The organism is Mycolicibacterium moriokaense (assembly GCF_010726085.1).
Classification (GTDB): domain Bacteria; phylum Actinomycetota; class Actinomycetes; order Mycobacteriales; family Mycobacteriaceae; genus Mycobacterium; species Mycobacterium moriokaense.
Genome location: NZ_AP022560.1, coordinates 2,448,068 through 2,472,398 on the forward strand (window position 1 = coordinate 2,448,068; position 24,331 = coordinate 2,472,398).

Annotated in this window: 17 protein-coding genes and 2 tRNA genes; 10 read left to right on the forward strand and 9 right to left on the reverse strand. The window is 66.7% G+C overall.

Annotation, left to right across the window (positions count from 1 at the left end):
• Window positions 1-106 precede the first annotated feature (106 nt).
• The 3 genes from G6N43_RS12065 (at window position 107) to G6N43_RS12075 (ending at window position 11,190) form a co-directional block, all read left to right on the forward strand.
• Complete coding sequence (locus G6N43_RS12065) at window positions 107-9,340, forward strand: type I polyketide synthase (protein ID WP_083153311.1); 9,234 nt, start codon at window positions 107-109, stop codon at window positions 9,338-9,340.
• A 24-nt stretch (window positions 9,341-9,364) separates the two neighbouring features.
• Entirely contained in the window at window positions 9,365-9,757 is a 393-nt protein-coding gene (gene acpS, locus G6N43_RS12070) for a holo-ACP synthase AcpS (protein WP_083153481.1), read from the forward strand.
• Between the two features lie 86 nt (window positions 9,758-9,843).
• Window positions 9,844-11,190, forward strand: a complete 1,347-nt coding sequence (locus G6N43_RS12075; RefSeq protein WP_083153313.1) for a dipeptidase — start codon at window positions 9,844-9,846, stop codon at window positions 11,188-11,190.
• On the opposite strand, the gene bcp is transcribed toward G6N43_RS12075, so the two are convergent.
• On the reverse strand, window positions 11,167-11,640 hold the full coding sequence (gene bcp, locus G6N43_RS12080; RefSeq protein WP_083153315.1) for a thioredoxin-dependent thiol peroxidase: 474 nt from the start codon (window positions 11,638-11,640) through the stop codon (window positions 11,167-11,169). The two genes, G6N43_RS12075 and bcp, sit on opposite strands and share 24 nt — an antisense overlap.
• A 113-nt stretch (window positions 11,641-11,753) precedes the next feature.
• On the opposite strand from bcp, the gene G6N43_RS12085 reads away from it, so the two are divergent.
• Window positions 11,754-11,981, forward strand: a complete 228-nt coding sequence (locus tag G6N43_RS12085; RefSeq protein ID WP_083153483.1) for a DUF3618 domain-containing protein — start codon at window positions 11,754-11,756, stop codon at window positions 11,979-11,981.
• An 11-nt stretch (window positions 11,982-11,992) separates the two neighbouring features.
• Here the strand turns inward: G6N43_RS12085 and G6N43_RS30420 are convergent, their stop codons facing one another.
• Both G6N43_RS30420 and G6N43_RS12090 read right to left on the reverse strand, forming a co-directional pair.
• Complete coding sequence (locus G6N43_RS30420) at window positions 11,993-12,163, reverse strand: hypothetical protein (RefSeq protein ID WP_165761882.1); 171 nt, start codon at window positions 12,161-12,163, stop codon at window positions 11,993-11,995.
• 333 nt (window positions 12,164-12,496) lie between these two features.
• Window positions 12,497-12,569, reverse strand: a tRNA-Lys gene (locus G6N43_RS12090).
• Between the two features lie 147 nt (window positions 12,570-12,716).
• Between G6N43_RS12090 and G6N43_RS12095 the strand changes: the two genes are divergently transcribed.
• On the forward strand, window positions 12,717-13,937 hold the full coding sequence (locus G6N43_RS12095; RefSeq protein WP_083153317.1) for a L,D-transpeptidase: 1,221 nt from the start codon (window positions 12,717-12,719) through the stop codon (window positions 13,935-13,937).
• A 99-nt stretch (window positions 13,938-14,036) separates the two neighbouring features.
• Here the strand turns inward: G6N43_RS12095 and G6N43_RS12100 are convergent, their stop codons facing one another.
• Together G6N43_RS12100 and G6N43_RS12105 are read right to left on the reverse strand one after the other, a co-directional pair.
• On the reverse strand, window positions 14,037-14,645 hold the full coding sequence (locus tag G6N43_RS12100) for a TetR/AcrR family transcriptional regulator (protein ID WP_083153319.1): 609 nt from the start codon (window positions 14,643-14,645) through the stop codon (window positions 14,037-14,039).
• A 65-nt stretch (window positions 14,646-14,710) separates the two neighbouring features.
• The gene (locus tag G6N43_RS12105) at window positions 14,711-15,841 is read right to left on the reverse strand and encodes an epoxide hydrolase family protein (protein WP_083153321.1); all 1,131 of its coding nucleotides are present in this window, start codon (window positions 15,839-15,841) and stop codon (window positions 14,711-14,713) included.
• 238 nt (window positions 15,842-16,079) lie between these two features.
• On the opposite strand from G6N43_RS12105, the gene G6N43_RS12110 reads away from it, so the two are divergent.
• The 3 genes from G6N43_RS12110 to G6N43_RS12120 are packed head-to-tail and all read left to right on the forward strand — an operon-like array spanning window position 16,080 to window position 18,848.
• A complete protein-coding gene (locus G6N43_RS12110) occupies window positions 16,080-16,925 on the forward strand; it encodes an SDR family NAD(P)-dependent oxidoreductase (protein ID WP_133056561.1) in 846 nt (281 codons plus the stop codon).
• 49 nt (window positions 16,926-16,974) lie between these two features.
• On the forward strand, window positions 16,975-17,838 hold the full coding sequence (locus G6N43_RS12115; protein WP_083153325.1) for a transketolase: 864 nt from the start codon (window positions 16,975-16,977) through the stop codon (window positions 17,836-17,838).
• 5 nt (window positions 17,839-17,843) lie between these two features.
• The gene (locus G6N43_RS12120; protein ID WP_163658075.1) at window positions 17,844-18,848 is read left to right on the forward strand and encodes a transketolase family protein; all 1,005 of its coding nucleotides are present in this window, start codon (window positions 17,844-17,846) and stop codon (window positions 18,846-18,848) included.
• A gap of 143 nt (window positions 18,849-18,991) precedes the next feature.
• Here the strand turns inward: G6N43_RS12120 and G6N43_RS12125 are convergent.
• Window positions 18,992-19,064 (reverse strand) — tRNA-His (locus tag G6N43_RS12125).
• 27 nt (window positions 19,065-19,091) lie between these two features.
• Window positions 19,092-19,739, reverse strand: a complete 648-nt coding sequence (gene orn, locus G6N43_RS12130; RefSeq protein WP_083153485.1) for an oligoribonuclease — start codon at window positions 19,737-19,739, stop codon at window positions 19,092-19,094.
• 25 nt (window positions 19,740-19,764) lie between these two features.
• Here orn and G6N43_RS12135 point away from each other — a divergent pair, with 25 nt between their 5' ends.
• Window positions 19,765-21,354, forward strand: a complete 1,590-nt coding sequence (locus G6N43_RS12135; RefSeq protein WP_083153329.1) for a helicase HerA-like domain-containing protein — start codon at window positions 19,765-19,767, stop codon at window positions 21,352-21,354.
• 20 nt (window positions 21,355-21,374) lie between these two features.
• On the opposite strand, the gene cmrA is transcribed toward G6N43_RS12135, so the two are convergent.
• A complete protein-coding gene (cmrA, locus tag G6N43_RS12140) occupies window positions 21,375-22,181 on the reverse strand; it encodes a mycolate reductase (RefSeq protein WP_083153331.1) in 807 nt (268 codons plus the stop codon).
• Between the two features lie 25 nt (window positions 22,182-22,206).
• Here cmrA and G6N43_RS12145 point away from each other — a divergent pair, with 25 nt between their 5' ends.
• Window positions 22,207-23,526 (forward strand): MFS transporter, encoded by a 1,320-nt coding sequence (locus tag G6N43_RS12145; RefSeq protein WP_083153332.1) that lies wholly within the window; start codon window positions 22,207-22,209, stop codon window positions 23,524-23,526.
• Here G6N43_RS12145 and G6N43_RS12150 read toward each other — a convergent pair.
• Window positions 23,523-24,323 (reverse strand): MmpS family transport accessory protein, encoded by an 801-nt coding sequence (locus tag G6N43_RS12150; RefSeq protein WP_083153487.1) that lies wholly within the window; start codon window positions 24,321-24,323, stop codon window positions 23,523-23,525. The genes G6N43_RS12145 and G6N43_RS12150 overlap by 4 nt on opposite strands.
• Window positions 24,324-24,331 lie beyond the last annotated feature (8 nt).

Below are 24,331 nucleotides of genomic sequence, written 5' to 3' on the forward strand. Positions count from 1 at the left end.
CGCATGGCCCCGCACGGGAGCGTGGGCCGGCTGAGCTTCTAGAGACGACACGGCCGCCATAGACGACGAGCGATACGCGCAGACAGTACCGAGGAGAACACGACACGTGACGATCAACGAGCAGCACCGGGTGACCGCCGACTCAACCACCGAGCGCTCGGGAGCCCGCCCCGTCGCGCATGCGCTCGTCGATCGGTTGAACGCCGGTGAGCCGTACGCCGTCGCGTTCGGCGGCCAGGGTGCGTCATGGCTGGAGAATTTGGAGGAGCTGGTCAGCTCCGCGGGTATCGAGTCCGAACTCAGTGAGGTGGTCGGCGAGGCCGAGCTGCTGCTGCAGCCCGTGGCCCGTGAGTTGGTCGTCGTGCGGCCGATCGGCTTCGAACCCCTGCAGTGGGTGCGTGCGCTCGCCGCCGAGGAGCCGTTGCCGGCCACCAAACAACTCGTGACGGCCGCGATCTCGGGCCCAGGCATCCTGCTGGCCCAGATGGCCGCCATCCGCGCCCTGACGCGTCAGGGCCTTGATCTGTACAACACTCCGCCGGTCGCGATGGCCGGCCACTCGCAGGGCATCATCGCCTGCGAGGCGCTGCGCGCCAACGGTGCGAAGGACGCCGAGCTGCTGGCGCTGCTGCAGCTGATCGGTGCGGCCGGCTCGCTGGTGTCGCGGCGTCGGGGCATGGTCGGCCGCGGCGACAAGACGCCGATGGTGTCGGTGACCAACGTCGACCCGGAACGCATCGGCGAACTCCTCGAGGAATTCAGCAAGGACGTCCGCACCGTGCTCCCGCCGGTGCTGTCGATCCGCAACGGCAGGCGCTCCGTCGTCATCACAGGAACCCCGGAGCAACTCGGTAGGTTCCAGCTCTACTGCAGCAAGATCACCGAGCGCGAAGAGGCCGAACGGAAGAACAAGATCCGTGGCGGCGCCGTGTTCGCCCCCGAGTTCCACGGTGTGCAGGTCGAGGTCGGCTTCCACACCCCGCGGCTGGCCGACGGTGTCGAGGTCGTCGACCGCTGGGCCGAGAAGTGCGGCATCGACGCCGAGATGGCCCACGAGATGACGGAGGCGATCTTCGTTCGCCCGATCGACTGGGTGGCCGAAGTCGAGCGGCTGCACGAGTCGGGCGCCAAGTGGATCATCGACCTCGGACCGAGCGACACCGTGACGCGCCTGACGGCTCCGGTGATCCGTGGCCTGGGCATCGGCATTGTCCCCGCGGCCACCCGCGCGGGGCAGCGCAACCTGTTCACCGTCGGCGCCGAACCCGAGGTGCTGCCGCCGTGGTCGAGCTTCAAGCCGACCACCGTCAAGCTGCCCGACGGCTCGGTCAAGCTGTCCACCAAGTTCACCCGGCTGACCGGGCGCTCGCCGATCCTGCTCGCCGGCATGACCCCCACGACCGTCGACGCCAAGATCGTCGCCGCGGCCGCCAACGCGGGTCACTGGGCCGAGCTCGCAGGCGGCGGTCAGGTCACCGAGGAGGTCTTCACCGACCGCATCGAAGAGCTCACCAACCTGCTCGAGCCGGGTCGCGCGGTGCAGTTCAACGCGCTGTTCCTGGATCCCTACCTGTGGAAGCTGCAGGTGGGCGGAAAGCGGTTGGTGCAGAGGGCACGTCAGTCCGGCGCCCCGATCGACGGTGTGGTCGTCAGCGCAGGCATCCCCGATCTGGAGGAGGCCGTCGAGCTGATCGACGAGCTGCACTCCGTCGGCATCAGCAACGTGGTGTTCAAGCCTGGCACCGTCGACCAGATCAAGGCGGTCATCAAGATCGCGACCGAGGTGCCCGACAAGGACGTGATCGTGCACATCGAGGGTGGGCGCGCGGGCGGTCACCACTCGTGGGAGGACCTCGACGACCTGCTGTTGGCGACCTACGCCGACCTTCGGAAGCTGACGAACATCACCGTCTGCGTGGGCGGCGGCATCGGCACCCCGGAACGTGCCGCGGAGTACCTGTCAGGTGCCTGGGCCAAGGCGTACGGATTCCCCGAGATGCCGGTCGACGGCATCCTCGTCGGCACCGCCGCCATGGCGACGCTGGAGGCCACCACCTCGCCGGCCGTCAAGCAGATGCTGGTCGACACCACCGGCACCGACGAATGGATCAGCGCCGGAAAAGCCAGCGGCGGAATGGCTTCCAGCCGCAGCCAGCTCGGCGCGGATATCCACGAAATAGACAACACGGCGTCGCGGTGCGGCCGCCTGCTCGACGAGGTGGCCGGTGACGCCGAGGCGGTCGAGGCGCGTCGTGACGAACTGATCGCCGCGATGGCCAACACGGCGAAGCCGTACTTCGGCGACGTCGGTGAGATGACCTACCTGCAGTGGCTGAACCGGTACGTCGAGTTGACGATCGGTGACGGCAACAGCACTGCCGACACCGCATCGCCCGACAGCCCGTGGATCGCGGACACCTGGCGCGACCGGTTCGCCGAGATGCTCAAGCGCGCCGAGGCGCGTCTGCATCCGCAGGACTCCGGTCGGATCGAGACGTTGTACGCGGACACTGCGGAAGGCCAAGCGCTGCTGGACAATCCGCGGGCTGCGATCGATCGGCTGTTGGAGCGCTATCCGGACGCGGCGACGCTCAAGCTGCATCCGGCCGACGTGCCGTTCTTCATCACGCTGTGCAAGACCATGGGTAAGCCCGTCAACTTCGTGCCCGTCATCGACAAGGACGTGCGCCGCTGGTGGCGCAGCGACTCGCTGTGGCAGGCACACGACGCGCGCTACAGCGCCGACCAGGTCTGCATCATCCCGGGCACCCAGTCGGTCGCCGGGATAACGCGGGTCGACGAGCCCGTCGGCGAACTGCTGGACCGCTTCGAACAGGCCTCGATCGACGAGCTGCTCGCATCGGGTGCCGAGCCGGTGCCCGTCGTGTCTCGCCGCCAGGCGCGCAACGACGTCACCGGTGCGCTCGCGGTCGTGCTCGACTCGCCCGACGTGCTGTGGGCCGGCCGGACCGCCATCAACCCCGTGCACCGCATCGGTGCGCCGCAGGAATGGCAGGCCAACGAAAACCGCAGTGCCACACACCCGTCCACGGGCGCACGGCTGGAGCTGACGGCTGAAGGCACTGTGACGCTCAGCGTGCCGCTGAGCGATATCTGGATCGATATCCGCTTCACGCTGCCGCCCTGCACGGTCAACGGCGGTATGCCGGTCGTGACCGTCGAGGACGCGTCGAAGGCCATGCGCTCGGTCCTCGCGATCGCCGCGGGTGTCGACGGTCCCGACGATCTGCCGCCGGTGCACGACAACACCTCGACGGTCACCGTCGACTGGGATCCCGAGCAGGTCGCCGACCACACCGGCGTCACCGCCACGTTCGGTGCGCCGCTGGCGCCGGGTCTCACCCTGGTGCCGGATGCGCTCGTCGGCCACTGCTGGCCCGCGGTCTTCGCGGCCATCGGTGCCGCGGTCACCGACGACGGTCTCCCCGTGGTCGAGGGTCTGCTGAGCCTGGTCCACTTGGACCACGCCGCGCACCTGCTCGCACCTATGCCGAAGACGACGGCCGAGTTGACCGTCACCGCAACGAGTTCGGCGGCCTTCGACACCGAGTACGGCCGCGTCGTGCCGGTGTCCGTCAAGGTCTCCGACGCCGAGGGCACCGTCCTGGCCGAACTGCAGGAGCGGTTCGCCATCAGGGGCCGCACCGGCACCGCCGAACTGGACGACCCACCGCGTGCGGGTGGTGCGATCACCGACAACGCGACCGAGACTCCGCGTCGTCGCCGCCGCGATGTCACCGTGTCGGCGCCGACCGACATGCGCGCGTTCGCGGTGGTCTCCGGCGACCACAACCCGATCCACACCGACCGTGCCGCCGCATTGCTGGCCGGGCTCAAATCGCCCATCGTGCACGGCATGTGGCTCTCGGCGGCCGCGCAACACGTCGTCACCGCCACCGACGGCAAGCCCGCTCCGCCGGCGCGCGTCGTCGGCTGGACGTCGCGATTCCTCGGCATGGTCCTGCCGGGTGATGACATCGAGTTCCGGGTCGACCGTGTCGGAATCGACCGTGGCGCAGAGATCGTCGAGGTCGCCGCGCGGGTCAACAACGAGCTCGTGATGTCGGCGACGGCACAGCTGGCGGCACCGAAGACCGTGTATGCGTTCCCCGGTCAGGGCATTCAGCACAAGGGCATGGGCATGGAGGTGCGCGCCCGGTCCAAGGCCGCCCGCAAGGTCTGGGACACCGCGGACAAGTTCACGCGCGAGACCTTGGGCTTCTCCGTGCTTCACGTCGTGCGGGACAACCCGACCAGCCTGATCGCCAGCGGTGTGCACTACCACCATCCCGACGGCGTGCTGTTCCTGACGCAGTTCACTCAGGTCGCCATGGCGACTGTCGCGGCCGCGCAGGTCGCCGAGATGCGTGAGCAGGGCGCGTTCGTCGAGGATGCGATCGCCTGCGGGCACTCCGTCGGTGAGTACACCGCGCTGGCCTGCGTCAGTGGCGTCTACGAGCTCGAGGCGCTGCTCGAGGTGGTGTTCCACCGCGGCAGCAAGATGCACGACATCGTTCCGCGCGACCACCTCGGCCGATCCAACTACCGGCTGGCCGCGATCCGGCCGTCGCAGATCGACCTGGACGACTCGGAGGTCGTCGACTTCGTCGCTGAAATCTCCGAACGCACAGGTGAATTCCTGGAGATCGTGAACTTCAACCTGCGCGGCTCGCAGTACGCCATCGCGGGCACGGTGCGCGGTCTTGAAGTGCTGGAGGAGGAAGTCGAGAAGCGTCGCGAGATCACCGGCGGCAAGCGCTCGTTCATCCTGGTGCCGGGAATCGACGTGCCGTTCCACTCGTCGGTGCTGCGCGTCGGTGTCGCCGACTTCCGCCGCTCGCTGGAGCGCGTCATGCCGCGCGACCAGGACCCGAGCCTGATCGTCGGCAAGTACATCCCGAACCTGGTGCCGCGGCCGTTCACGTTGGACCGCGACTTCATCCAGGAGATCCGCGATCTGGTGCCCGCCGAACCGCTCGACGAGATCCTCGCCGACTACGACACCTGGCGGAACGAGAAGCCTCGCGAGTTGATGCGCAAGGTCGTCATCGAGCTGCTCGCGTGGCAGTTCGCCAGCCCGGTGCGCTGGATCGAGACGCAGGATCTGCTCTTCATCGAGGAGGCCGCCGGCGGTCTCGGTATCGAGCGGTTTGTCGAGATCGGCGTCAAGTCGGCCCCGACGGTTGCCGGCCTCGCCGCCAACACGCTGAAGCTGCCCGAGTATTCGCACAGCACAACCGAAGTGCTGAACTCGGAGCGCGACGCCGCAGTGCTGTTCGCGACGGACACCGACCCGGAGCCCGATCTCGATGACGTCGAAGTCGACGCGGCACCCGCGCCGGTGGAAGCGGCCGCGCCCGTCGAGGCCGCACCCGCCGCGCCCGCGCCCGCGGCGCCGTCAGGCGGCCCGCGTCCGGACGACCTCGTCTTCGATGCGGCGGACGCCACGATGGCGTTGATCGCGCTGTCGGCGAAGATGCGCATCGATCAGATCGAGCCGCTGGACTCCATCGAGTCGATCACCGATGGTGCGTCGTCGCGCCGCAACCAGCTGCTGGTCGATCTCGGCTCGGAGCTGAACCTCGGCGCCATCGACGGTGCGGCGGAGGCCGATCTGGCTGGGCTGAAGGGACAGGTCACCAAGCTGGCCCGCACTTACAAGCCTTACGGCCCAGTGCTTTCCGACGCCATCAACGATCAGCTCCGCACGGTCCTCGGGCCGTCGGGTAAGCGGCCTGCGTACATCGCGGAGCGGGTCAAGAAGACCTGGGAGCTGGGCGACGGCTGGGTCAAGCACGTCACCGTCGAGGTGGCGCTGGGCACCCGTGAGGGGTCCAGCGTGCGCGGCGGCGACCTGGGCGGCCTGCACGACGGCGCCGTCACGGACGCGGCGAGCGTCGACAAGGTGATCGACGCCGCGGTGCAAGCGGTCGGCGCACGCAACGGTGTTGCGGTCACGCTGCCCGCGGCGGCAGGTGGCGGTGGCGGCGTGGTCGATTCCGCGGCGCTGACCGAGTTCGCCGAGCAGGTGACGGGACCGAACGGCGTGCTGGCCTCGGCGGCGCGCCTGATCCTGGGTCAGCTGGGCCTGGACACCCCGGTCGGCGTGCCCGACGCGACGGACGCCGAGCTCATTGATCTGGTCACGGCCGAATTGGGTTCGGACTGGCCGCGTTTGGTGGCTCCGACGTTCGACAGCCGCAGGGCGGTGCTGTTCGACGATCGCTGGGCCAGCGCACGTGAGGACCTCGCCAAGATCTGGCTGCTCGACGAAGGTGAGATCGACAGCGACTGGCAGCACCTGTCCGAGCGGTTCGAGGGTGCCGGACACATCGTCGGCACCCAGGCCACCTGGTGGCAGGGCAAGGCGCTGGCGGCGGGCCGCAACATCCACGCCTCGCTGTACGGCCGCGCCGCGGCCGGTGCGGAGAACCCGGGCAAGGGCCGCTACAGCGACGAGGTCGCGGTCGTCACAGGCGCATCGAAGGGATCCATCGCGGCATCCGTGGTGGCCCAGCTCCTCGACGGCGGCGCGACGGTCATCGCGACCACCTCGAAGCTGGACGACGAGCGTCTCGCGTTCTACCGCACGCTGTACCGCGACAACGCGCGGTACGCCGCGAAGTTGTGGGTCGTTCCTGCCAACATGGCGTCCTACAGCGACATCGACGCACTGGTCGAGTGGGTGGGTACCGAGCAGACGGAAAGCCTTGGACCGCAATCCATTCACATCAAGGACGCGTTGACGCCGACGCTGCTGTTCCCGTTCGCCGCGCCGCGCGTGGCAGGGGACCTGTCGGACGCGGGATCGCGTGCAGAGATGGAGATGAAGGTCCTGCTGTGGGCCGTGCAGCGGCTGATCGCCGGGCTGTCACACGTCGGCGCCGAACGCGACATCGCCGCTCGGCTGCACGTGGTGCTGCCGGGATCGCCGAACCGTGGCATGTTCGGCGGTGACGGTGCCTACGGCGAGTCCAAGTCCGCGCTCGACGCGTTGGTCACCCGGTGGAAGGCCGAGTCGTCGTGGGCGCAGCGGGTTTCGTTGGCGCACGCGCTGATCGGCTGGACCAAGGGCACCGGCCTGATGGGTCACAACGACGCCATCGTGGGTGCGGTGGAGGAAGCCGGTGTGACCACCTACACCACTGACGAGATGGCGGCGATGTTGCTCGACCTGTGCGACATCGAGTCCAAGGTGGCCGCGGCCAGGGAGCCGCTGCAGGCCGACCTGACCGGTGGCCTGGCCGATGTCGACCTCGACATGGCCGAGCTGGCGGCCAAGGCCCGCGAGGAGATGCTCGGCGAGTCCGCCGAGGAGCAGGACGACGACGAGGCGGGCATCATTCGCGCGCTGCCGTCGCCGCCGCGCGGCTACAAGGCCGCACCGCCTCCGGAGTGGGACGACCTCGATGTCGACCCGGCCGACCTGGTGGTGATCGTGGGCGGCGCCGAGCTCGGGCCGTACGGCTCGTCGCGGACCCGCTTCGAGATGGAGGTCGACAACGAGCTGTCGGCCGCAGGCGTCCTCGAATTGGCCTGGACCACAGGGCTGGTCAAGTGGGAGGACGACCCGACCCCGGGTTGGTACGACACCACCACCGGCGAGCTGGTCGACGAGGGCGAGCTGGTGGAGCGCTACCACGATGCGGTCATCGAGCGCGTCGGCATCCGCGAGTTCGTCGACGACGGTGCGATCGATCCGGATCACGCTTCGCCGCTTTTGGTTTCGGTGTACCTCGACAAGGACTTCACGTTCGTCGTGTCGTCGGAGGCCGAGGCGCGTCCGTTCGTCGAGTTCGATCCGGAGCACACGGTCATCGCGCCGGTGCCGGACAGCAACGACTGGCAGGTCACGCGTAAGGCGGGCACCGAGATCCGGGTGCCCCGCAAGACGAAGCTGTCCCGCACGGTCGGCGCGCAGATCCCCACGGGCTTCGACCCGAGTGTCTACGGCGTCCCCGCGGACATGATGTCGTCGATCGACCGGTTGGCGCTGTGGAACCTCGTCACCACCGTCGACGCGTTCCTGTCGGCCGGCTTCACGCCCGCCGAGCTGATGCGCTGGGTGCACCCGAGCCAGGTGGCCTGCACGCAGGGCACCGGCATGGGTGGCATGACGTCGATGCAGACGATGTACCACGGCAACCTGCTCGGCCGGAACAAGCCGAACGACATCCTGCAGGAAGTCCTGCCGAATGTCATTGCCGGACACGTGGTTCAGTCCTACATCGGCAGCTACGGGTCGATGATCCACCCGGTCGGCGCCTGCGCCACTGCGGCGATCTCGGTCGAGGAGGGTGTGGACAAGATCCGCCTCGGCAAGGCCGACTTCGTCATCGCCGGCGGCTATGACGACCTGACGCTGGAGGCCATCATCGGCTTCGGTGACATGGCGGCGACGGCCGACACCGAGACGATGCGGGCCAAGGGCATCAGCGACTCGAAGTTCTCGCGCGCCAACGATCGTCGTCGGCTCGGGTTCGTCGAAGGGCAGGGCGGTGGAACGATCCTGCTCGCGCGTGGCGACCTCGCGTTCGAGATGGGTCTGCCGGTGCTGTCGGTCGTCGGGTACGTGTCGTCCTTCGGAGACGGTGTCCACACGTCGATCCCCGCGCCGGGGCTCGGAGCGTTGGCCGCCGGTCGTGGCGGCAAGAGTTCGCAGCTTTCGCGGGCACTCGAGAAGCTGGGCGTCGGTGCCGACGACATCGCGGTGATCTCCAAGCACGACACCTCGACGTTGGCCAACGACCCGAACGAAACCGAGCTGCACGAGCGGCTGGCCGACGCGATGGGCCGCTCGCCGGGTGCCCCCCTGTTCGTCGTGTCGCAGAAGAGCCTGACCGGTCACTCGAAGGGTGGCGCGGCGGCGTTCCAGATGATGGGGCTGTGCCAGATCCTGCGTGACGGCGTCATTCCGCCGAACCGCAGCCTGGATTGCGTCGACGACGAACTCGCCAACGCCGCCCACATGGTCTGGGTGCGCGACACCCTGCGGCTGGGCGACAAGTTCCCGCTGAAGGCAGGTCTGATCACCAGCCTCGGGTTCGGTCACGTGTCCGGTCTGGTGGCGTTGGTGCATCCGCAGGCGTTCATCGCGGCGCTGAGTCCCGAACAGCGTGAGGACTACCAGCGCCGGGCCGAAGCCCGGGTGCTCGCGGGTCAGCTGCGGCTGGCGTCGGCGATCGCGGGTGGACGGCCGCTGTACGAGAAGCCGTCCGACCGCAGGTTCGCCGGGGACACCTCGGAGAAGGCACAGGAGGCCGCGATGCTGCTCGACGACGCGGCGCGGCTCAGCGAGGACGATGTATACAAGGCCTGACGGCAGTGATATAGCGTGCTGCCCATGGCGGTAGTCGGTGTAGGGATCGACCTGGTTTCCATCCCCGACTTCGCCGCACAGGTTGACCAGCCGGGAACGGTGTTCGCGGAGACGTTCACGCCCGGTGAGCGTCGCGACGCCGCCGACAAGAGTTCTTCGGCTGCGCGGCATCTGGCGGCGCGGTGGGCGGCGAAGGAGGCCGTGATCAAGGCGTGGTCGGGGTCGCGGTTCGCCAAACGGCCGATGCTGCCCGAGGGCATCCACCGCGACATCGAGGTCGTCACCGACATGTGGGGCAGGCCGAAGGTGCGGCTCACCGGCGCCATCGGCGAGCACCTGAAGGACGTGACGATCCACCTGTCGATGACGCACGAGGCCGACACGGCCGCCGCCGTGGTGATCCTGGAGGAGCGTTAGGCGCTTCTTGCGCCGAAATTGCATTCCAGCAGGGAAATTGCGAGTAGAGGCCTGCTGGAATGCAATTTCGCGGTTAGCGTCGAACCATGAGCAATTTGGTGCAGCGGGTGCGCGACGTCCTGCCCGCGGTGCGGCGGGACCTCGAAGACCTCGTGCGCATCGAGTCGGTGTGGGCTGATCCGGCGCGTCGCGGTGAGGTCCATCGCAGCGCCGACGCGGTGGCAAAGCTGTTGGCTGAGGCGGGTTTTGCGGACGTGCAGATCGTCAGCGAGGGCGGTGCTCCCGCCGTCATCGCCCGACACCCGGCGCCCCCGGGTGCGCCGACCGTGTTGCTGTACGCCCATCACGACGTGCAGCCCGAGGGCGACCATTCGCAGTGGCACTCGCCGCCGTTCGAGCCTACCGAGCGAGACGGCCGCCTGTACGGGCGTGGCACCGCCGATGACAAGGCAGGCATCGCAACACATTTGGCAGCCTTCCGTGCTCACGGTGGCAACCCCCCGGTCGGGGTGACGGTGTTCGTCGAGGGGGAGGAGGAGTCGGGATCGCCGTCGCTGTCCCGGCTACTGGCGGACCATCGCGACGCACTGGCGTCCGACGTGATCGTGATCGCCGACTCCGACAACTGGAGCACCGACGTGCCGTCGCTGACGGTCGCGCTGCGCGGACTCGCCGACTGTGTCGTCGAGGTGGCAACCCTGGATCACGGCCTGCACTCCGGACTGTGGGGCGGTGCCGTCCCCGATGCGTTGACGGCGCTGGTGCGTCTGCTGGCCACTCTGCACGACGACGAGGGCAACGTCGCCGTCGAGGGTCTGCACGAAGCTGAGGCCGCCGACGTCGACTATCCACCGGAGCGGGTGCGTGCGGAGGCCGGCCTGTTGGACGGTGTCCGCGAAATCGGATCCGGGTCGGTGCCGCAACGCCTTTGGGCGAAACCTGCAATCACCGTGATCGGAATCGACACGACGCCGATCGACAAGGCGTCGAACACCTTGATTCCGCGGGCGCGGGCGAAGGTGAGCATGCGTGTCGCGCCGGGTGGCGACGCGGAAGAACACCTGACGGCTCTGACCCGTCACCTCGAGCGGAATGCGCCGTGGGGTGCGCAGGTCACCGTCGTACCCGGCGACGTCGGTCAGCCCTACGCCATCGACGCGACCGGACCGGTGTATGACGCCGCCCGTTCGGCGTTCCGGCAGGCATGGGGCACCGACGCCGTCGATACCGGTGTGGGCGGGTCGATCCCGTTCATCGCTGAGTTCGCCAAGGCGTTCCCGTCGGCCAAGATTCTGGTGACCGGTGTGGAAGACCCTGCGACACAAGCGCACAGCGTCAACGAAAGCCTGCATCTGGGAGTGTTGGAGCGCGCCGCAACAGCGGAGGCGTTGCTGCTGGCGAATCTGGGGTCAGACGGACAGGTCGCGACGTAGCTTTGCGACGTGGCCGGTGGCGCGGATGTTGTACTGCGCCACTTCGATTTTGCCCTTCTCGTCGACGACGAACGTCGAACGGATGACGCCCTCGACCTTCTTGCCGTACATCATCTTTTCACCGAAGGCGCCCCACGCCGTCAGCACCTTGCGGTCGGGGTCTGACAGCAGGGGAAACGTCAGCTTCTCCTTGTCGCGGAACTTGGCCAGCTTCTCCGGCTTGTCGGGCGAGATGCCGACGACATCGAGTCCGGCGTCGTTGAGTTCGCGCAGATTGTCGCGGAAGTCACAGGCCTCTTTGGTGCAGCCCGGCGTCGATGCGGCGGGGTAGAAGTACACGATGACCTTGCGGCCCTTGTAGTCGGAGAGCTTGACGGTCTTGCCGTCGGCATCGGGCAGGCTGAACGACGGGGCCTTGTCGCCCACCTCGAGTCGCGGAGTCTGTGGCACGCGGGCGCATCCCTTCTCATGGACCGGTTCACTTCGATTACTGCGAGCTGATCTAGGGTAGTTCCGCAAGGCACCGGACTTGGCGCAGGGCTTGGAGCTTATGGGAGGTGGACGTGGCGGACCGCGACCCCGACACGATCAAGAAAGAGATCGACCAGGCTCGTGACCAGCTGGCGTTGACCGTTGACTCGCTGGCTGAGCGCGCCAATCCGCGGCGGCTCGCCGACGACGCCAAGGCCGGATTGGTGCGGTTCGTCAAGAAGCCGGCAGTGGCCGTGTCACTGGCAGGCGTCGGCACCGTCGTGATCGTGCTCGCCATTCGTCGGATCAGGCGGCGCTGAGGCCGGTCCGCTCAGCGGCGACGGCCCACGCGGAACAGTTCGGAGAACCAGGAGCTCGGCGGATTCGCCACCCGACCGATGCGGCTGCAGTTGTACACCGCGACCGGGCCGTGCGCAGTTACCTCATCGTCGGCCAGCGCATCACCGACGCCGGCTCCGATCGATGCGCCAATCTGCGACATCCAGCTAAGTCCTTGTCTCGTAGTTCACACTGTCACCACCCGGCCGTGGCCAGGTTCGTCAGCTAACCCGGACTCTAACATCATTGGTGTCCTTTGCGCAGCTTGGAACAAGAGAATCTGCGCGTAGAGTTGCTTCCGCAACGAACGTTCGCCCAGTGTAATCCGTCGCGTAGATAGGCTCAGTTATGGTCCAGCACACACGCGGCAGGTCAAAGGCCGCGACGGACGATCTATTTACGCAAACGAAAGCCGCAACCGCCCAGGGGGGCGGATCAAAGGCCGTAGAGATGGTGCGGAGAAGGTAGCCTCCAGCTGGACCGCGGAGGACGTGAGTGCGCCGTCAGGGTTTCGAACCCCGGACCCGCTGATTAAGAGTCAGCTGCTCTACCAACTGAGCTAACGGCGCTGCGTGTGCGACAATAACAGGCCCCGCGGCACAGGGTGAAATCCGCACCCGCCACCGCTGGAGGGCAAAGTCGTCTCAGGTGCCGTTAAACGCGGCTGCCCTTAGACTATTGCCAGATATTCGTCCCTTCGTCAGGTGGAGCAAACAATGTGGCAGGTCAGGTCCGTGGCCGGTCCCCGTCGCAATCGTCGATGGCTGACAGCCGTCCTGCTTGTTCCTGCGGTCGTGCTCGGCCTGTCGGCATGCAGTACTAAGTCCGCGCCGCCGGCGCCGCAGGTCATCGCCGACAAGGGCACACCATTTGGCGACCTGCTGCTTCCCAAGCTGGCGGCGACCGTGAAGGACGGGGACGTCGGCGTGAGCACCGCGGTGCCCGTGACCGTCAGCGCCGAGGACGGCGTGCTGGGCGCGGTCAGCATGGTTAACGAGGACGGCACCCCCGTCGAGGGCAAGCTCAGCCGAGATGGGCTGCAGTGGTCCACCGCCGAGCCTCTCGGGTACAACAAGCGCTACACGCTGACCGCGGAGGCGCTGGGCCTCGGCGGCGCCACATCGCGGCAGATGACGTTCGAGACGCACTCGCCGGAGAACCTGACGATGGCGTACGTGATCCCCAGCGAGGGCGAGGTGGTCGGCGTCGGTCAACCGGTCGCCGTCCAGTTCGACGAGAACATTCCGAACCGGGTGGCCGCCCAGCAGGCCATCAAAATCACGACAAATCCTCCCGTCGAGGGCGCGTTCTACTGGCTCAACAATCGCGAAGTGCGTTGGCGCCCAGCGCATTACTGGAAGCCGGGCACGAAGGTCGAGGTGACCGTCAAGACCTACGGCGTCGATCTGGGCGACGGATTGTTCGGCCAGGAGGACATCACCACGCACTTCACCATCGGCGACGAGGTGATCAGTCGCATCGACGACAACACCAAGACGATGACGGTGACGCGCAACGGCGAAGTGATCAAGACCATGCCGGTGTCGATGGGCAAGAACAGCACGCCGACCAACAACGGCACCTACATCGTCGGTGACCGTCGTTCGCACATGATCATGGACTCGTCGACCTATGGCGTGCCGAGCAACTCGCCGAACGGCTACCGCACCGAGGTGGATTGGGCCACCCAGATCTCCTACAGCGGGATCTATGTGCACGCGGCGCCGTGGTCGGTGGGCAGCCAGGGCTACAGCAACGTCAGTCACGGGTGCGTCAACGTGAGCACCAGTAATGGGCAGTGGTTCTACGAGAACTCCAAGCGGGGAGACGTCGTGGAGATCGTCAACACCGTGGGTTCGACGCTGCCCGGCACCGAGGGCCTGGGCGACTGGAACATCCCGTGGGAGCAATGGAAGGCCGGTAACGCCAACCTCTGACGCGCTCTGCGTGCGTGGCTAGGCATACATGCATGCCTCGACTGCTTCAGCCCACGGCTCCCGGCTGACTCCCGTCCGCACCCGGGTTATACAGCGCGGTCATGAGCCACGGGAGAGTTCCTCCTGCCACATTTGCGCCAGTGCCTCCAGTAGCGCGTTCTTGGCGATAGGAAGGCGTTTCTGCGTGATCTGCAGCATGGTCATCGTCAGTTGAAGAAGCAGGACCATCAATCGGGCCCGCTTGGCTTTCCGTTCCGGTTCGTCGTGGGTGGTCCACAACGGGGCGAGCGCTTCGAGCATGCGTGCCCACAGTGAGCGGTCGACGTCCGCGAAATTGTCGCTGGACGCGCTTGCCGCGAATGCGACGGTCCACGACGCGTCGTACTTGCGCCACATCCGCTCGAAACCGCTGACCCAGTCGCGAATCTCCTCGGCGGTTGGGCGGTCCGTGGCCGCCAGCCGTTCCAGGGACGCGATGAGGTCTGGCAGTCCGGCGGTTCCGATCGCGACTGCGACATCGGCCTTGTCGGCAAAGTGCAGGTAGAACGTCGCGCGGCTGACGCGAGCTAGCCGGACGATCTCGTCAATCGTGGCCTGCTGGTATCCGCGGCGCTCGAACACCTTCAGGCCGGCCTCGACTATCTCGTTGCGGGTGTCTTGACGACGACGCTCGCGCGCCGAGCTATGGCCAGTCGACTTGGGCGCCATCGGTCCTCCGGTGAATCGACATGTATCTACTCACCAGACATCGTATAGATGTGGTGGCACGTCATTCAGCGGCGCAGCCCCCCGAAGAACGCCCGGATGTCGGCGATCAGGGCGTCGGGTTCTTCGCGCGCTGCAAAATGTCCGCCCGAGTCGAATCGCGTCAGGCGCTGGACGTTGTAGCGCTGCCGATACCAGTCATCGGTGACCGCGGTGACTGTCGGAAACTCGTGGGGGAAGATCGCGATCCCGGTCGGTGTCTCGACGCGGTGCCGAAACAGGATCTCGGGCTCGGTTTGGCCGGTCTCGAAGTAGAGGTTGAGTGAACCCGCCACGCTGCGCGGCAGCCAGTACATCATCAAGTTGGACGCCAGCCAGTCGCGCCCGAACGCGTCGTCGATCGACCGAGCCGGGTCGTGCCAACCTTGAAACTTCTCCAGGATCCAGCCGGCCAAGGCCGCCGGAGAATCTGTCTGACCGATCGCCAGCGACATCGGCTTGGTCATGTGCACTGCGCCGTACGCCTGTTCACTCGACCCGAACGCGGTTACGGCCGAGTGGTAGCGCGAAACAGCCTCGCCGACAGCCCCGGGTGGGGGGAGGGCCATCGGGAAATTGACGTGGATTCCCAGTGTGTTCGCGGCGTGTCGACATCCCAGCACTGTTGCGATAATCCCGCCCCAGTCGCCCCCGTGTACCCCGTACTGACGATAGTCGAGGGTATCGGTCATCAGCCCGTCGAAGGCGGCGGCGACGCGTACCACATCCCACCCGGGCTCCGTTGGCGCGGAACTGAATCCGTAACCAGGTAGCGATGGAATCACGAGATCGAATGCCGGTGTCGGGTAGCCCGATTCCGGCGCGGTCAACGGCTCGATCAAGTCGATGAACTCGAGGATCGAACCTGGCCAGCCGTGCAGCAACAACAGCGGAATCGAGTGTTCGGCGTGGCTGCGGAGGTGTAGGAAATGGATGACCGTCCCATCGACCTCGGCGATGTACTGCGGAATGTTGTTGAGTCGTTGTTCCCAGGCGCGCCAATCGTATTCTCGGTGCCAATATGCGAGGAAACTCTTGACGTAGCTGAGATCGGCGCCCCGGGACCACCCGGTGCCCGGCAGCATTTGATCCGGCAGGCGAATGCAGTCCAGCCGGCGGCGCAGATCCTCGAGGTGTTCGTCGGCGACCTCAATTTTCACTCTTTGAAGTCCGGCCCTCGCGTCGTTAATCGTGACTAAGACGGTTCGCTCCCTTCCTTGTGCACCGCTCGTGCGGAGCGTCGACTGGCAGGACACGCCTGCCCACCCACATTGAAGATGACGGTCATTCAATATACATCTGTCTAGTGAACAAGTAGATGTTGATTTATGACAACCTCGAACGTATTTTGTTGATGAACGGCACCGCGGCCCGCGTAGACCTGGAGGATCAGAAGTGATGCGCGCTACACCGCTCGGCGATCTTGCGCCGGTTAAGGATCGGTTCACTCTTGTCGGTAAGGCAGCCCTCGTCACCGGTGCTGCCGGCGGGATCGGCCGGACCTGTGCTGCGGCGTTGGCGGATCTCGGTGCCGACGTCGCAATCGCCGATCTGCCTGAGCGGTTCGGAGATGCTGAATCGGTCGCGGCGCAGATAGCCGACCGCTACGGCGTGCGGGCAGTTCCACTGGGCGCTGATGTCGGCAGCCCCAAAGAGGTGGACGCCATGTTCGAGTCGGCGGTAGAGGCTCTCGGAGGTCTCGATGTCGTCCACAGCAACGCAGGCATCATCACGCCGAACGACAATGCCGACATGGCTGTCGCGGAGTGGGACAGGATTGTGCGCGTAAACCTGACCGGCATGTTCCTCGTCAACAGGTGCGCGGCCGGTGTTATCCGGGAATCCGGCGGCGGAGCTATCGTCAACACGGCGTCGATGTCGGCGAGCATTGTCAACCGGGCGTTGCCGGGCACCCGGCACGCGGTGGCCTACACCGCAACCAAGGCCGCGGTGAAACATTTGACCAAAGCCATGGCAGTCGAATTCGCGCCTGTCGGGATTCGGGTCAACTCGGTCAGCCCGGGAGTGGTGCTTTCGGGCATCCATGACCCGATCGTCGAACAGATGGGGATCTCCTACGACCAGTTCGCCGCCGCCGCGGGTAGCGCCCCGTTCTCTATTCCGCTCGGGAGGTTCGGAATGTTGGACGAAATCGGCGGCGTTGTAGCCTTTTTGGCGACTGATCTGGCTTCTTACATCACCGGAGTCGACATCCTTGTTGACGGTGGGACGACGGTTTGGTGATCCCACTTCCTCGTACGGTCCGAATTGCGTGCTACCGCAGGAGAGTTCGATGAACAATGATCAGACATTGGAACGGTATCGGCCCGTCACGGCGGCCGAACTGCAGCGGAAAGCCGACTGGTTGCGGCTGGAGATCCTTCGGCTGATCAGCTTCGCCGGCCTTGGTCATTACTCCAGCAGCCTGTCGGCAGCCGAGGTCCTGGTCACGCTCTACGGCCATGTCCTGCGTCTGCGGAAGGGCGATCCGGCATGGCCCCGGCGCGACCGCTTCCTGCTCGGCAAGGGCCACATCGCGGTGGCGCTGTGGCCGCTGTTGGCCGAACTGGAGTACTTCCCGGAGGACTGGCTGCAGACATTCGGCTCTTTGGACAGTCGGCTCACCGACCATCCTGACATGCTGCGAACGCCCGGCATCGACTTCAGCTCGGGATCGCTGGGGCACAACTTGTCGGTCGGACTCGGGATGGCGCTCGCCGCCCGGATGCGTGGTCAGGATCACCGCACTTTCGTCCTTACCGGTGACGGCGAACTGCATGAAGGGCAGATATGGGAGGCCGCCATGGCGGCAGCGCACTATGGGGTCGGCAATCTCGTCGCCATCGTCGATGCGAACGGGTCGTGCGGAGACGGTCACACCGAGGAGGTGATGAGTATCGAACCACTGAGCAAGCGATTTGAGGCGTTCGGATGGCGATGCATCGAAGTCGACGGTCATGACGCCGAAGCGCTGCTTGCGGCCTTCGCCGAACTACCGCCACCTTCCGCAGTCACGCCGACGTGCGTCATAGCCCGCACTCGAAAGGGCAAGGGTCTCGCCTTTATGGAGAAGGCGCCCCGGGATTGGCATCTCGGCAATCTGGGACCACTGGATCTTGAAGCCGCGCGCGCGGAGATCGGAGCCCGGATCCGATGACCGCAATGGCAGATCCATTCAGCTTCAACGCAGGCGCAGTCGAGAGTCATTACGGCGGTGCGGTTGGAGCGCAACTCCTCACGATGGCTGAGGCGGACCCGTCCATCGTCGTGGTCGCGGCGGACCTCGGGGTCAGTCCGGTCACCGGAGCGTTCGTGGCGAAGTATCCGGACCGGTTCGTAGAGACCGGAATCGCCGAGGCCAACGCGGTGTCGGTCGCGGCCGGACTCGCTGCCGGCGGCATGAAACCGTATGTCCTGCAAATGGGTGCTTTCGGCGCCCTGAAATGCGCCGAACAGATCCGTACGGACCTGGCCGCCACCCGCATGCCGGTGCGGATCCTGTCCGCCTGGAGCGGACTTGCGATGGGGTACTTCGGCACCAGCCATCACGCACTCGAGGACCTCGCGATTGCCCGGACCATCCCGGGACTGACCGTCGTGTCCTGTTGCGACGACTTCGCTGCGCAGAGCCTGCTGGAGCAGACCGCGAAGATCGAGGGGCCGGTGTTCATCCGGCTCACCGAAGGCGTCGCCCATCCGGTGTACAGCGCACGGCCGGTCTTCGGGCTCGGTCGGTTCCACTCCGTCCGCCAGGGCCGTGACGCGACGATCATCGGCACCGGTCTCGGCACCCAGCTGGCGATGGCCGCGGCCGAGCTGCTCGCCAACGACGACATCGACGTCGCAGTGCTGGATGCGGCCTACCTCAAACCCGTTGACGAGGAAGCCGTTCTGCATGCCGCGCGAACGACCCGCGCTATCGTCACCGTCGAAGAGCATGGGATCGTCGGCGGTCTCGGCTCGGCTGTCGCTGACGTACTGGCCACTCACGGCGTGGGTATCGATCTGCAGATGCACGCGTTACCCGACCACCCGCTGTCGGTCGGGTTGCCGCACGTGCTGTACGAACACTACGGGCTGACACCGGCGGCGGTCGCCGCCCGGGTACGCGTTTCACTATCGGCTTCGCCGCCAGCACCGTCTCATCCGAACCGGCCGCAGCGGTAGCCCGGGTAGCCCACTTGCTTCGGGGTTGACCACTGCGCGGGTGCACTGGAAGGTTTAGTGGCCGGCTGACGGACGCCCGAGACCGAAACATACAAACCCCGGCCCACCTGAGTATTCGCAGGTGGGCCGGGGTTATCAGTCGGGGTGGCTGACGGGACTCGAACCCGCGACAGCCAGGATCACAACCTGGTGCTCTACCAACTGAACTACAGCCACCATCGCCGCTCGCGCGGCCTGTCGATATTAGCCGCTCGGACGCTCTGCAGCCGAATCGATACCCGCCGAGTCACCGTTCGGGGCCCCCAATTGCTCGGCAACGGCGGCGATATCACTGGTCGACGGCCCAGGAGGCGGCACAAAGGCGGTCTGACGGTAGTACTTGAGCTCGCGGATGGACTCGTGGATGTCGGCCAGCGCGCGGTGTGCCAAGCCCTTCTCGGGCTGGCCGAAGTAGATCCGCGGATACCAGCGGCGGCACAGCTCCTTGATGGAGCTGACGTCGATCATCCGGTAGTGCAGGAACTCGTCGAGCTTGGGCATGTCCCGAGCGATGAACCCCCGATCCGTGGCGATCGAGTTGCCGGCCAGGGGAGCGGTCTTGGCCTGCTTGACGTGCGTGCGGATGTAGTCGAGGACGAGCTCCTCGGCGGCGGCCACGTCGACCGTCGACGCCCGCACCTCCTCGGTCAGGCCGGACCGGTTGTGCATGTCTTTGACCACGTCGATCATCGACGACAACGCCTCATCGTCGGCGTGGATCACCACGTCGATGCCGTCGCCAAGGATGTTGAGGTCGGCATCGGTGACGAGCACCGCGATCTCGATCAGCCGGTCTTTCGACAGGTCGAGGCCGGTCATCTCACAGTCGATCCACACCAGTTCGTCACGCACAGCGCTCACAGTACTGTTTTCGACCATGACCACCGACTCCAGCGCCCAGCAGATCGCCGCCGGTTATGCCGTAGAGGGTCAGGCCCTGGAGCTGGGGTCCGTCGTCGTCGACGGCACCTGCGACCCGGCTGCGCAGGTACGCATCCCCCTGGCCACCGTGAACCGGCACGGCCTGGTGGCCGGCGCCACCGGTACCGGTAAGACGAAATCGCTGCAGGTGATCGCCGAGCAGCTCTCGGCCGCCGGGGTGCCGTGCCTGATGGCCGACGTCAAGGGCGACCTGTCCGGGCTGTCGCGGCCGGGTGAGCCGGGCGAGCGGACCCAGCAGCGGGCCGCCGACACCGGTGACGATTGGGCCCCGACCGCGTACCCGGTGGAGTTCTTGTCGCTCGGTACCGGCGGCATCGGCGTTCCCGTGCGAGCCACCATCTCCAGCTTCGGCCCGATTCTGCTGTCAAAGGTGTTGGGGCTCAACCAGACTCAGGAGTCCACGCTGGGCCTGATCTTCCACTGGGCCGACCAGAAGGGCCTGCCGCTGCTGGACCTCAAGGATCTGCGCGCGGTGATCCAGTACCTCACCAGCGACGAGGGCAAGCCGGAGCTGAAGGCGCTGGGCGCGGTGTCCAAGACGACCGCAGGCGTCATCCTGCGGGCGCTGGTCAATCTCGAGGCCGACGGCGGCGACACCTTCTTCGGTGAGCCTGAGCTGGAGCCCGAGGATCTGATGCGCGTCGACGCCCAGGGCCGCGGCATCATCACCCTGCTCGAGGTCGGTGAGCAGGCCGCCCGCCCGGTGATGTTCTCGACGTTCCTGATGTGGGTGCTCGCGGATCTCTTCACGTCGCTGCCCGAGGTGGGCGACCTCGACAAGCCGAAACTGGTCTTCTTCTTCGACGAGGCCCATCTACTGTTCTCCGATGCGTCCAAGGCGTTCCTGGAGCAGGTCGAGCAGACCGTCAAGCTGATCCGCTCCAAGGGAGTGGGGGTGTTCTTCTGCACCCAGTTGCCCACCGACGTGCCCAACGCCGTGCTGTCTCAGCTGGGGGCGCGCATTCAGCACGCATTGCGGGCCTTCACCCCCGACGACCAGAAGGCGCTCGCGAAGACCGTGCGCACCTACCCCAAGACCGACGTCTACGACCTGGAGGAGGCGTTGACGTCGCTGGGCATCGGCGAAGCGATCGTCACCGTGTTGTCGGAGAAGGGTGCGCCGACACCCGTGGCGTGGACGCGGCTGCGGGCGCCGCGTTCGCTGATGGACACCATCGGGCCCGAGGCGATCGCCGCGGCGGCACAGGCCAGCCCGCTGCAGGCCGAGTACGGCCAAACCGTCGACCGCGACTCCGCCTACGAGCGGCTGTCGGCCAGGCTCGCGCCGCCGCCGGCCGCACCGCCGCCCGCCGCGGACCCGCAGCTGCCGCCACCGGTACCGGTCGACGTCGGGGGAGCCACCGCCGCCGGCGGGGTGAAGAGCCGCGGCGCCGCCGAGCCGGGGATGCTCGAGAAGGTGATGGACAGTCCGGCGTTCAAGAGCGCGATGCGCTCGGCGGGCACCGTCATCGGCCGCGAGATCACCCGCAGCATCTTCGGCACCGGGCGTCGTCGCCGCCGCTAGGCCCGCCGCGAAATAGGACGCTAGCCGCCGCCCAGCTTCTTGTAGACGGCGCCGACGATCGGCGTCACGATCGCGCGCGGCGTGTACCCGGCGGCCACCGACATCGCCTTGCTGGTGACACCCGGGACGATCCGCATCTTGTTGCGCTCGAGCCCGTCCAACGACAGCTTGGCGGTGTACTCGGTCGAGATCCACAAGAAGTCGGGGATCAGCTTCTCCACCAACGACTGTTCGTGCTCGGCGGGCAGCGTCTCGCGCACCGGCCCCGGCGCCAGCAGCGTCACGTGCACGCCGACCCGCTTGAGCTCACCGCGCAGCGACTCGCTGAACGTGTTGACGAACGCCTTGGTCGCCGCATAGGTGGCGTTGTTCGGGATCGGCGAATTGCCAGCAGCAGAACCGGAGATGAGAATGCCGCCGGCTTTGCGCGACACCATGCCCGGCAGCACGGCGAGCACGAGGTCGTGCACGCCAAGCACATTGAGCTGAACCTGCGCCTGCTCCCCGGCGGGATCGAGCGACGCGACCGGACCGAACGTCGCGGTACCGGCATTGGCGCACAGGATCGAGATGTTGCGGCTCGCCAGTTCCTCGCACAGCTTCGACCGGTCGGCCGGGTCGGCGAGGTCGACCGGACGTACCTCGACCGTCACGCCGTACTGCCCGGTGATCCGGTCCGCCAGCGACCTCAGCACCTCTTCGCGACGTGCGGTGATGATCAGATGGTGCCCGCGGGCAGCGAGCTCGAGGGCGAGCGCCTCGCCGATGTTCTGCGACGCGCCGGTGACGACCGCACGGGCATCCGCGCTGGGAGCGGGTACTGGCATGGGCCGGACTATATCGTGGGCGAGCATGAGCGAACCGCGGTCGTCCGCACCTGCCGCGAGGCGGTCGCAGATCGTGTCGTGGGCGCTGTGGGACTTCGGCTCGACGGGGCTGAACGCGGTCGTGGTGACCTTCGTCTTCTCGATCTATCTGACCAACGCGGTCGGCGACGGGCTGCCGGGTGAGACCACCCCGACGAGCTGGCTCGGCTGGGCGCTGGGCGCCGCAGGCGCGGTGGTCGCGCTGCTGGCGCCGGCGACGGGGGTGTGGGTCGACGCCCCATGGCGGCGCCGGACCACGCTGGCCGCGCTGAGCGCGATGTCGGTCGCCCTGACGGTGGCGATGAGCGTGGTCCGCGAGGACTACCGCTACCTCGCGCTCGGCCTGCTGCTTGTGGCTGCCGTCTCGGCATGCAATGACCTTGCCGCCGTGCCGTACAACGCCATGCTGCGCCAGCTGTCCACGCCCCAAACCTCCGGCCAGATCTCTGGAATCGGTTTCGGGGCAGGCTATTTCGGCAGCGTTGTATTGCTGCTGGTGGTCTATTTCGTATTCGTGTCCGGCGACGGCGACCACACCGGTCTGCTGAATCTTCCTGCCGCCGACGGTCAGAACGTCCGCACCGCCATGGTCTTCACCGCCGTCTGGTTCGCGCTTTTCGCGTGTCCGCTTCTCATTGCCGTGCCCGCCCCGAAGCCGGAAAACGTCGCGCCCACGGCGGCAATTGGATTCTTCGGCGGCTATCGCAAGCTGTGGCGCGAGATCCGCAGCGAATGGCACCGGGATCACAACGTCGTGTACTACCTGATCGCCAGCGCCGTATTCCGTGACGGGCTAACGGGTGTCTTCGCCTTCGGCGCGGTGCTGGGAGTCAAGGTGTACGGCGTCTCGTCGGGGGACGTCCTGCTGTTCGGGGTGAGCGCCAGCGTCGTCGCCGCCATCGGCGCCATCATCGGGGGTCTACTCGACGACAGGTTCGGAGCCAAGCCGGTGATCGTCGGCGCCCTGACGTTGATGATCACGGTCGGCCTGATTCTGATGGCCCTCTCCGGCGTGCTCGCGTTCTGGATCTGCGGACTACTGCTCTGTCTGTTCCTCGGCCCTACGCTCTCCGCCGCGCGAACGCTCATGCTGCGAATGTCGGCTGACGGCAAGGAGGGCGTCGCGTTCGGTCTCTACACCACCACCGGACGGGCCGTGTCGTACCTCGCGCCCGTGATGTTCTCGACGTTCATCGCCGTCTTCGGCACCGACCGCGCCGGTATCGGCGGGATCATCGTCGTGCTGCTGGCCGGACTACTGGGCATGCTCGCGGTGAAGACGCCGGGCCGGATCGCAGCGACCTAACCCATCGCGGTGCAGATCGTCAGCCCTGCGCCGGTGCGCTGCTCGACCGTGACACCGTTGACCGAGATCGAACAGTTCACCTCACGGCCCACGTTGATGATGCTGATGCTCGCGGAAGAGTTTGCGGGCTCCGGCAATTGGACTTCCTTGCTCCACGGAAGCAGAACGTTGAACTCCGTCTGCAACAGTCCGCCGTTGTCGACGTAGGTGATGTTGATGGCCCGTCCCGAGCCGTCGACGGTGTAGACCACCGTCTCGGTCGCGCGGGGCTCCGTCGGGGTGGCGGTGGTCGGCGGCGTCGACGGCACAGTGGGCAGTGGGAGCACCGGGGTCGAGGGGGTGCGCGACGTCGTCCTCGGTGGCCGGGTCGGGGCGCTGGTCTCAGGCAGCGAGGGCGGCGGGGCGACGACCGTCTCCTGACGGGCGCTGTTGTCGTAGACGATGACCAATGCGATCACCAGGGCGATGACGGCCAGCACCGCCACCGTGGCCAGCACCCACAGCCAGCGGGGAGGCTTCGGCTCGTCCGGCGACGGCTCGCCCTGGCCCTCGGGCGAATACTGCCCGCGGCCGTACTCGCCGGTCGCGTAGGGGTCGTAGCCGTACGGCGAGTAGGCAGGCAGATGCTGCGTCGGGGACACCGAGGCGGGGGGCTGGTAGGTGGCGCCGTACGGGGCCTGGCTGGCGTACGCCGGGTCGGTGTAGCCCGGGTAGCCACTACCCAGCGGCTGGGGCGGGGTCGGCTCGTCGTGGAAGCCCGACTGCTCGTCACGCCCGCGGTGCGGTGAATCGGTCATGCCCACCT

Excerpts from the sequence above, each read along its gene's own strand:
- acpS (WP_083153481.1), top strand. The coding sequence starts at position 9,365 with ATGGCGGTAGTCGGTGTAGGGATCGACCTGGTTTCCATCCCCGACTTC.
- G6N43_RS12075 (WP_083153313.1), top strand. The coding sequence starts at position 9,844 with ATGAGCAATTTGGTGCAGCGGGTGCGCGACGTCCTGCCCGCGGTGCGG.
- G6N43_RS30420 (WP_165761882.1), bottom strand. The coding sequence starts at position 12,163 with ATGTCGCAGATTGGCGCATCGATCGGAGCCGGCGTCGGTGATGCGCTG.
- G6N43_RS12095 (WP_083153317.1), top strand. The coding sequence starts at position 12,717 with ATGTGGCAGGTCAGGTCCGTGGCCGGTCCCCGTCGCAATCGTCGATGG.
- G6N43_RS12100 (WP_083153319.1), bottom strand. The coding sequence starts at position 14,645 with ATGGCGCCCAAGTCGACTGGCCATAGCTCGGCGCGCGAGCGTCGTCGT.
- G6N43_RS12110 (WP_133056561.1), top strand. The coding sequence starts at position 16,080 with ATGCGCGCTACACCGCTCGGCGATCTTGCGCCGGTTAAGGATCGGTTC.
- G6N43_RS12115 (WP_083153325.1), top strand. The coding sequence starts at position 16,975 with ATGAACAATGATCAGACATTGGAACGGTATCGGCCCGTCACGGCGGCC.
- G6N43_RS12120 (WP_163658075.1), top strand. The coding sequence starts at position 17,844 with ATGGCAGATCCATTCAGCTTCAACGCAGGCGCAGTCGAGAGTCATTAC.
- G6N43_RS12135 (WP_083153329.1), top strand. The coding sequence starts at position 19,765 with ATGACCACCGACTCCAGCGCCCAGCAGATCGCCGCCGGTTATGCCGTA.
- cmrA (WP_083153331.1), bottom strand. The coding sequence starts at position 22,181 with ATGCCAGTACCCGCTCCCAGCGCGGATGCCCGTGCGGTCGTCACCGGC.
- G6N43_RS12145 (WP_083153332.1), top strand. The coding sequence starts at position 22,207 with ATGAGCGAACCGCGGTCGTCCGCACCTGCCGCGAGGCGGTCGCAGATC.
- G6N43_RS12150 (WP_083153487.1), bottom strand. The coding sequence starts at position 24,323 with ATGACCGATTCACCGCACCGCGGGCGTGACGAGCAGTCGGGCTTCCAC.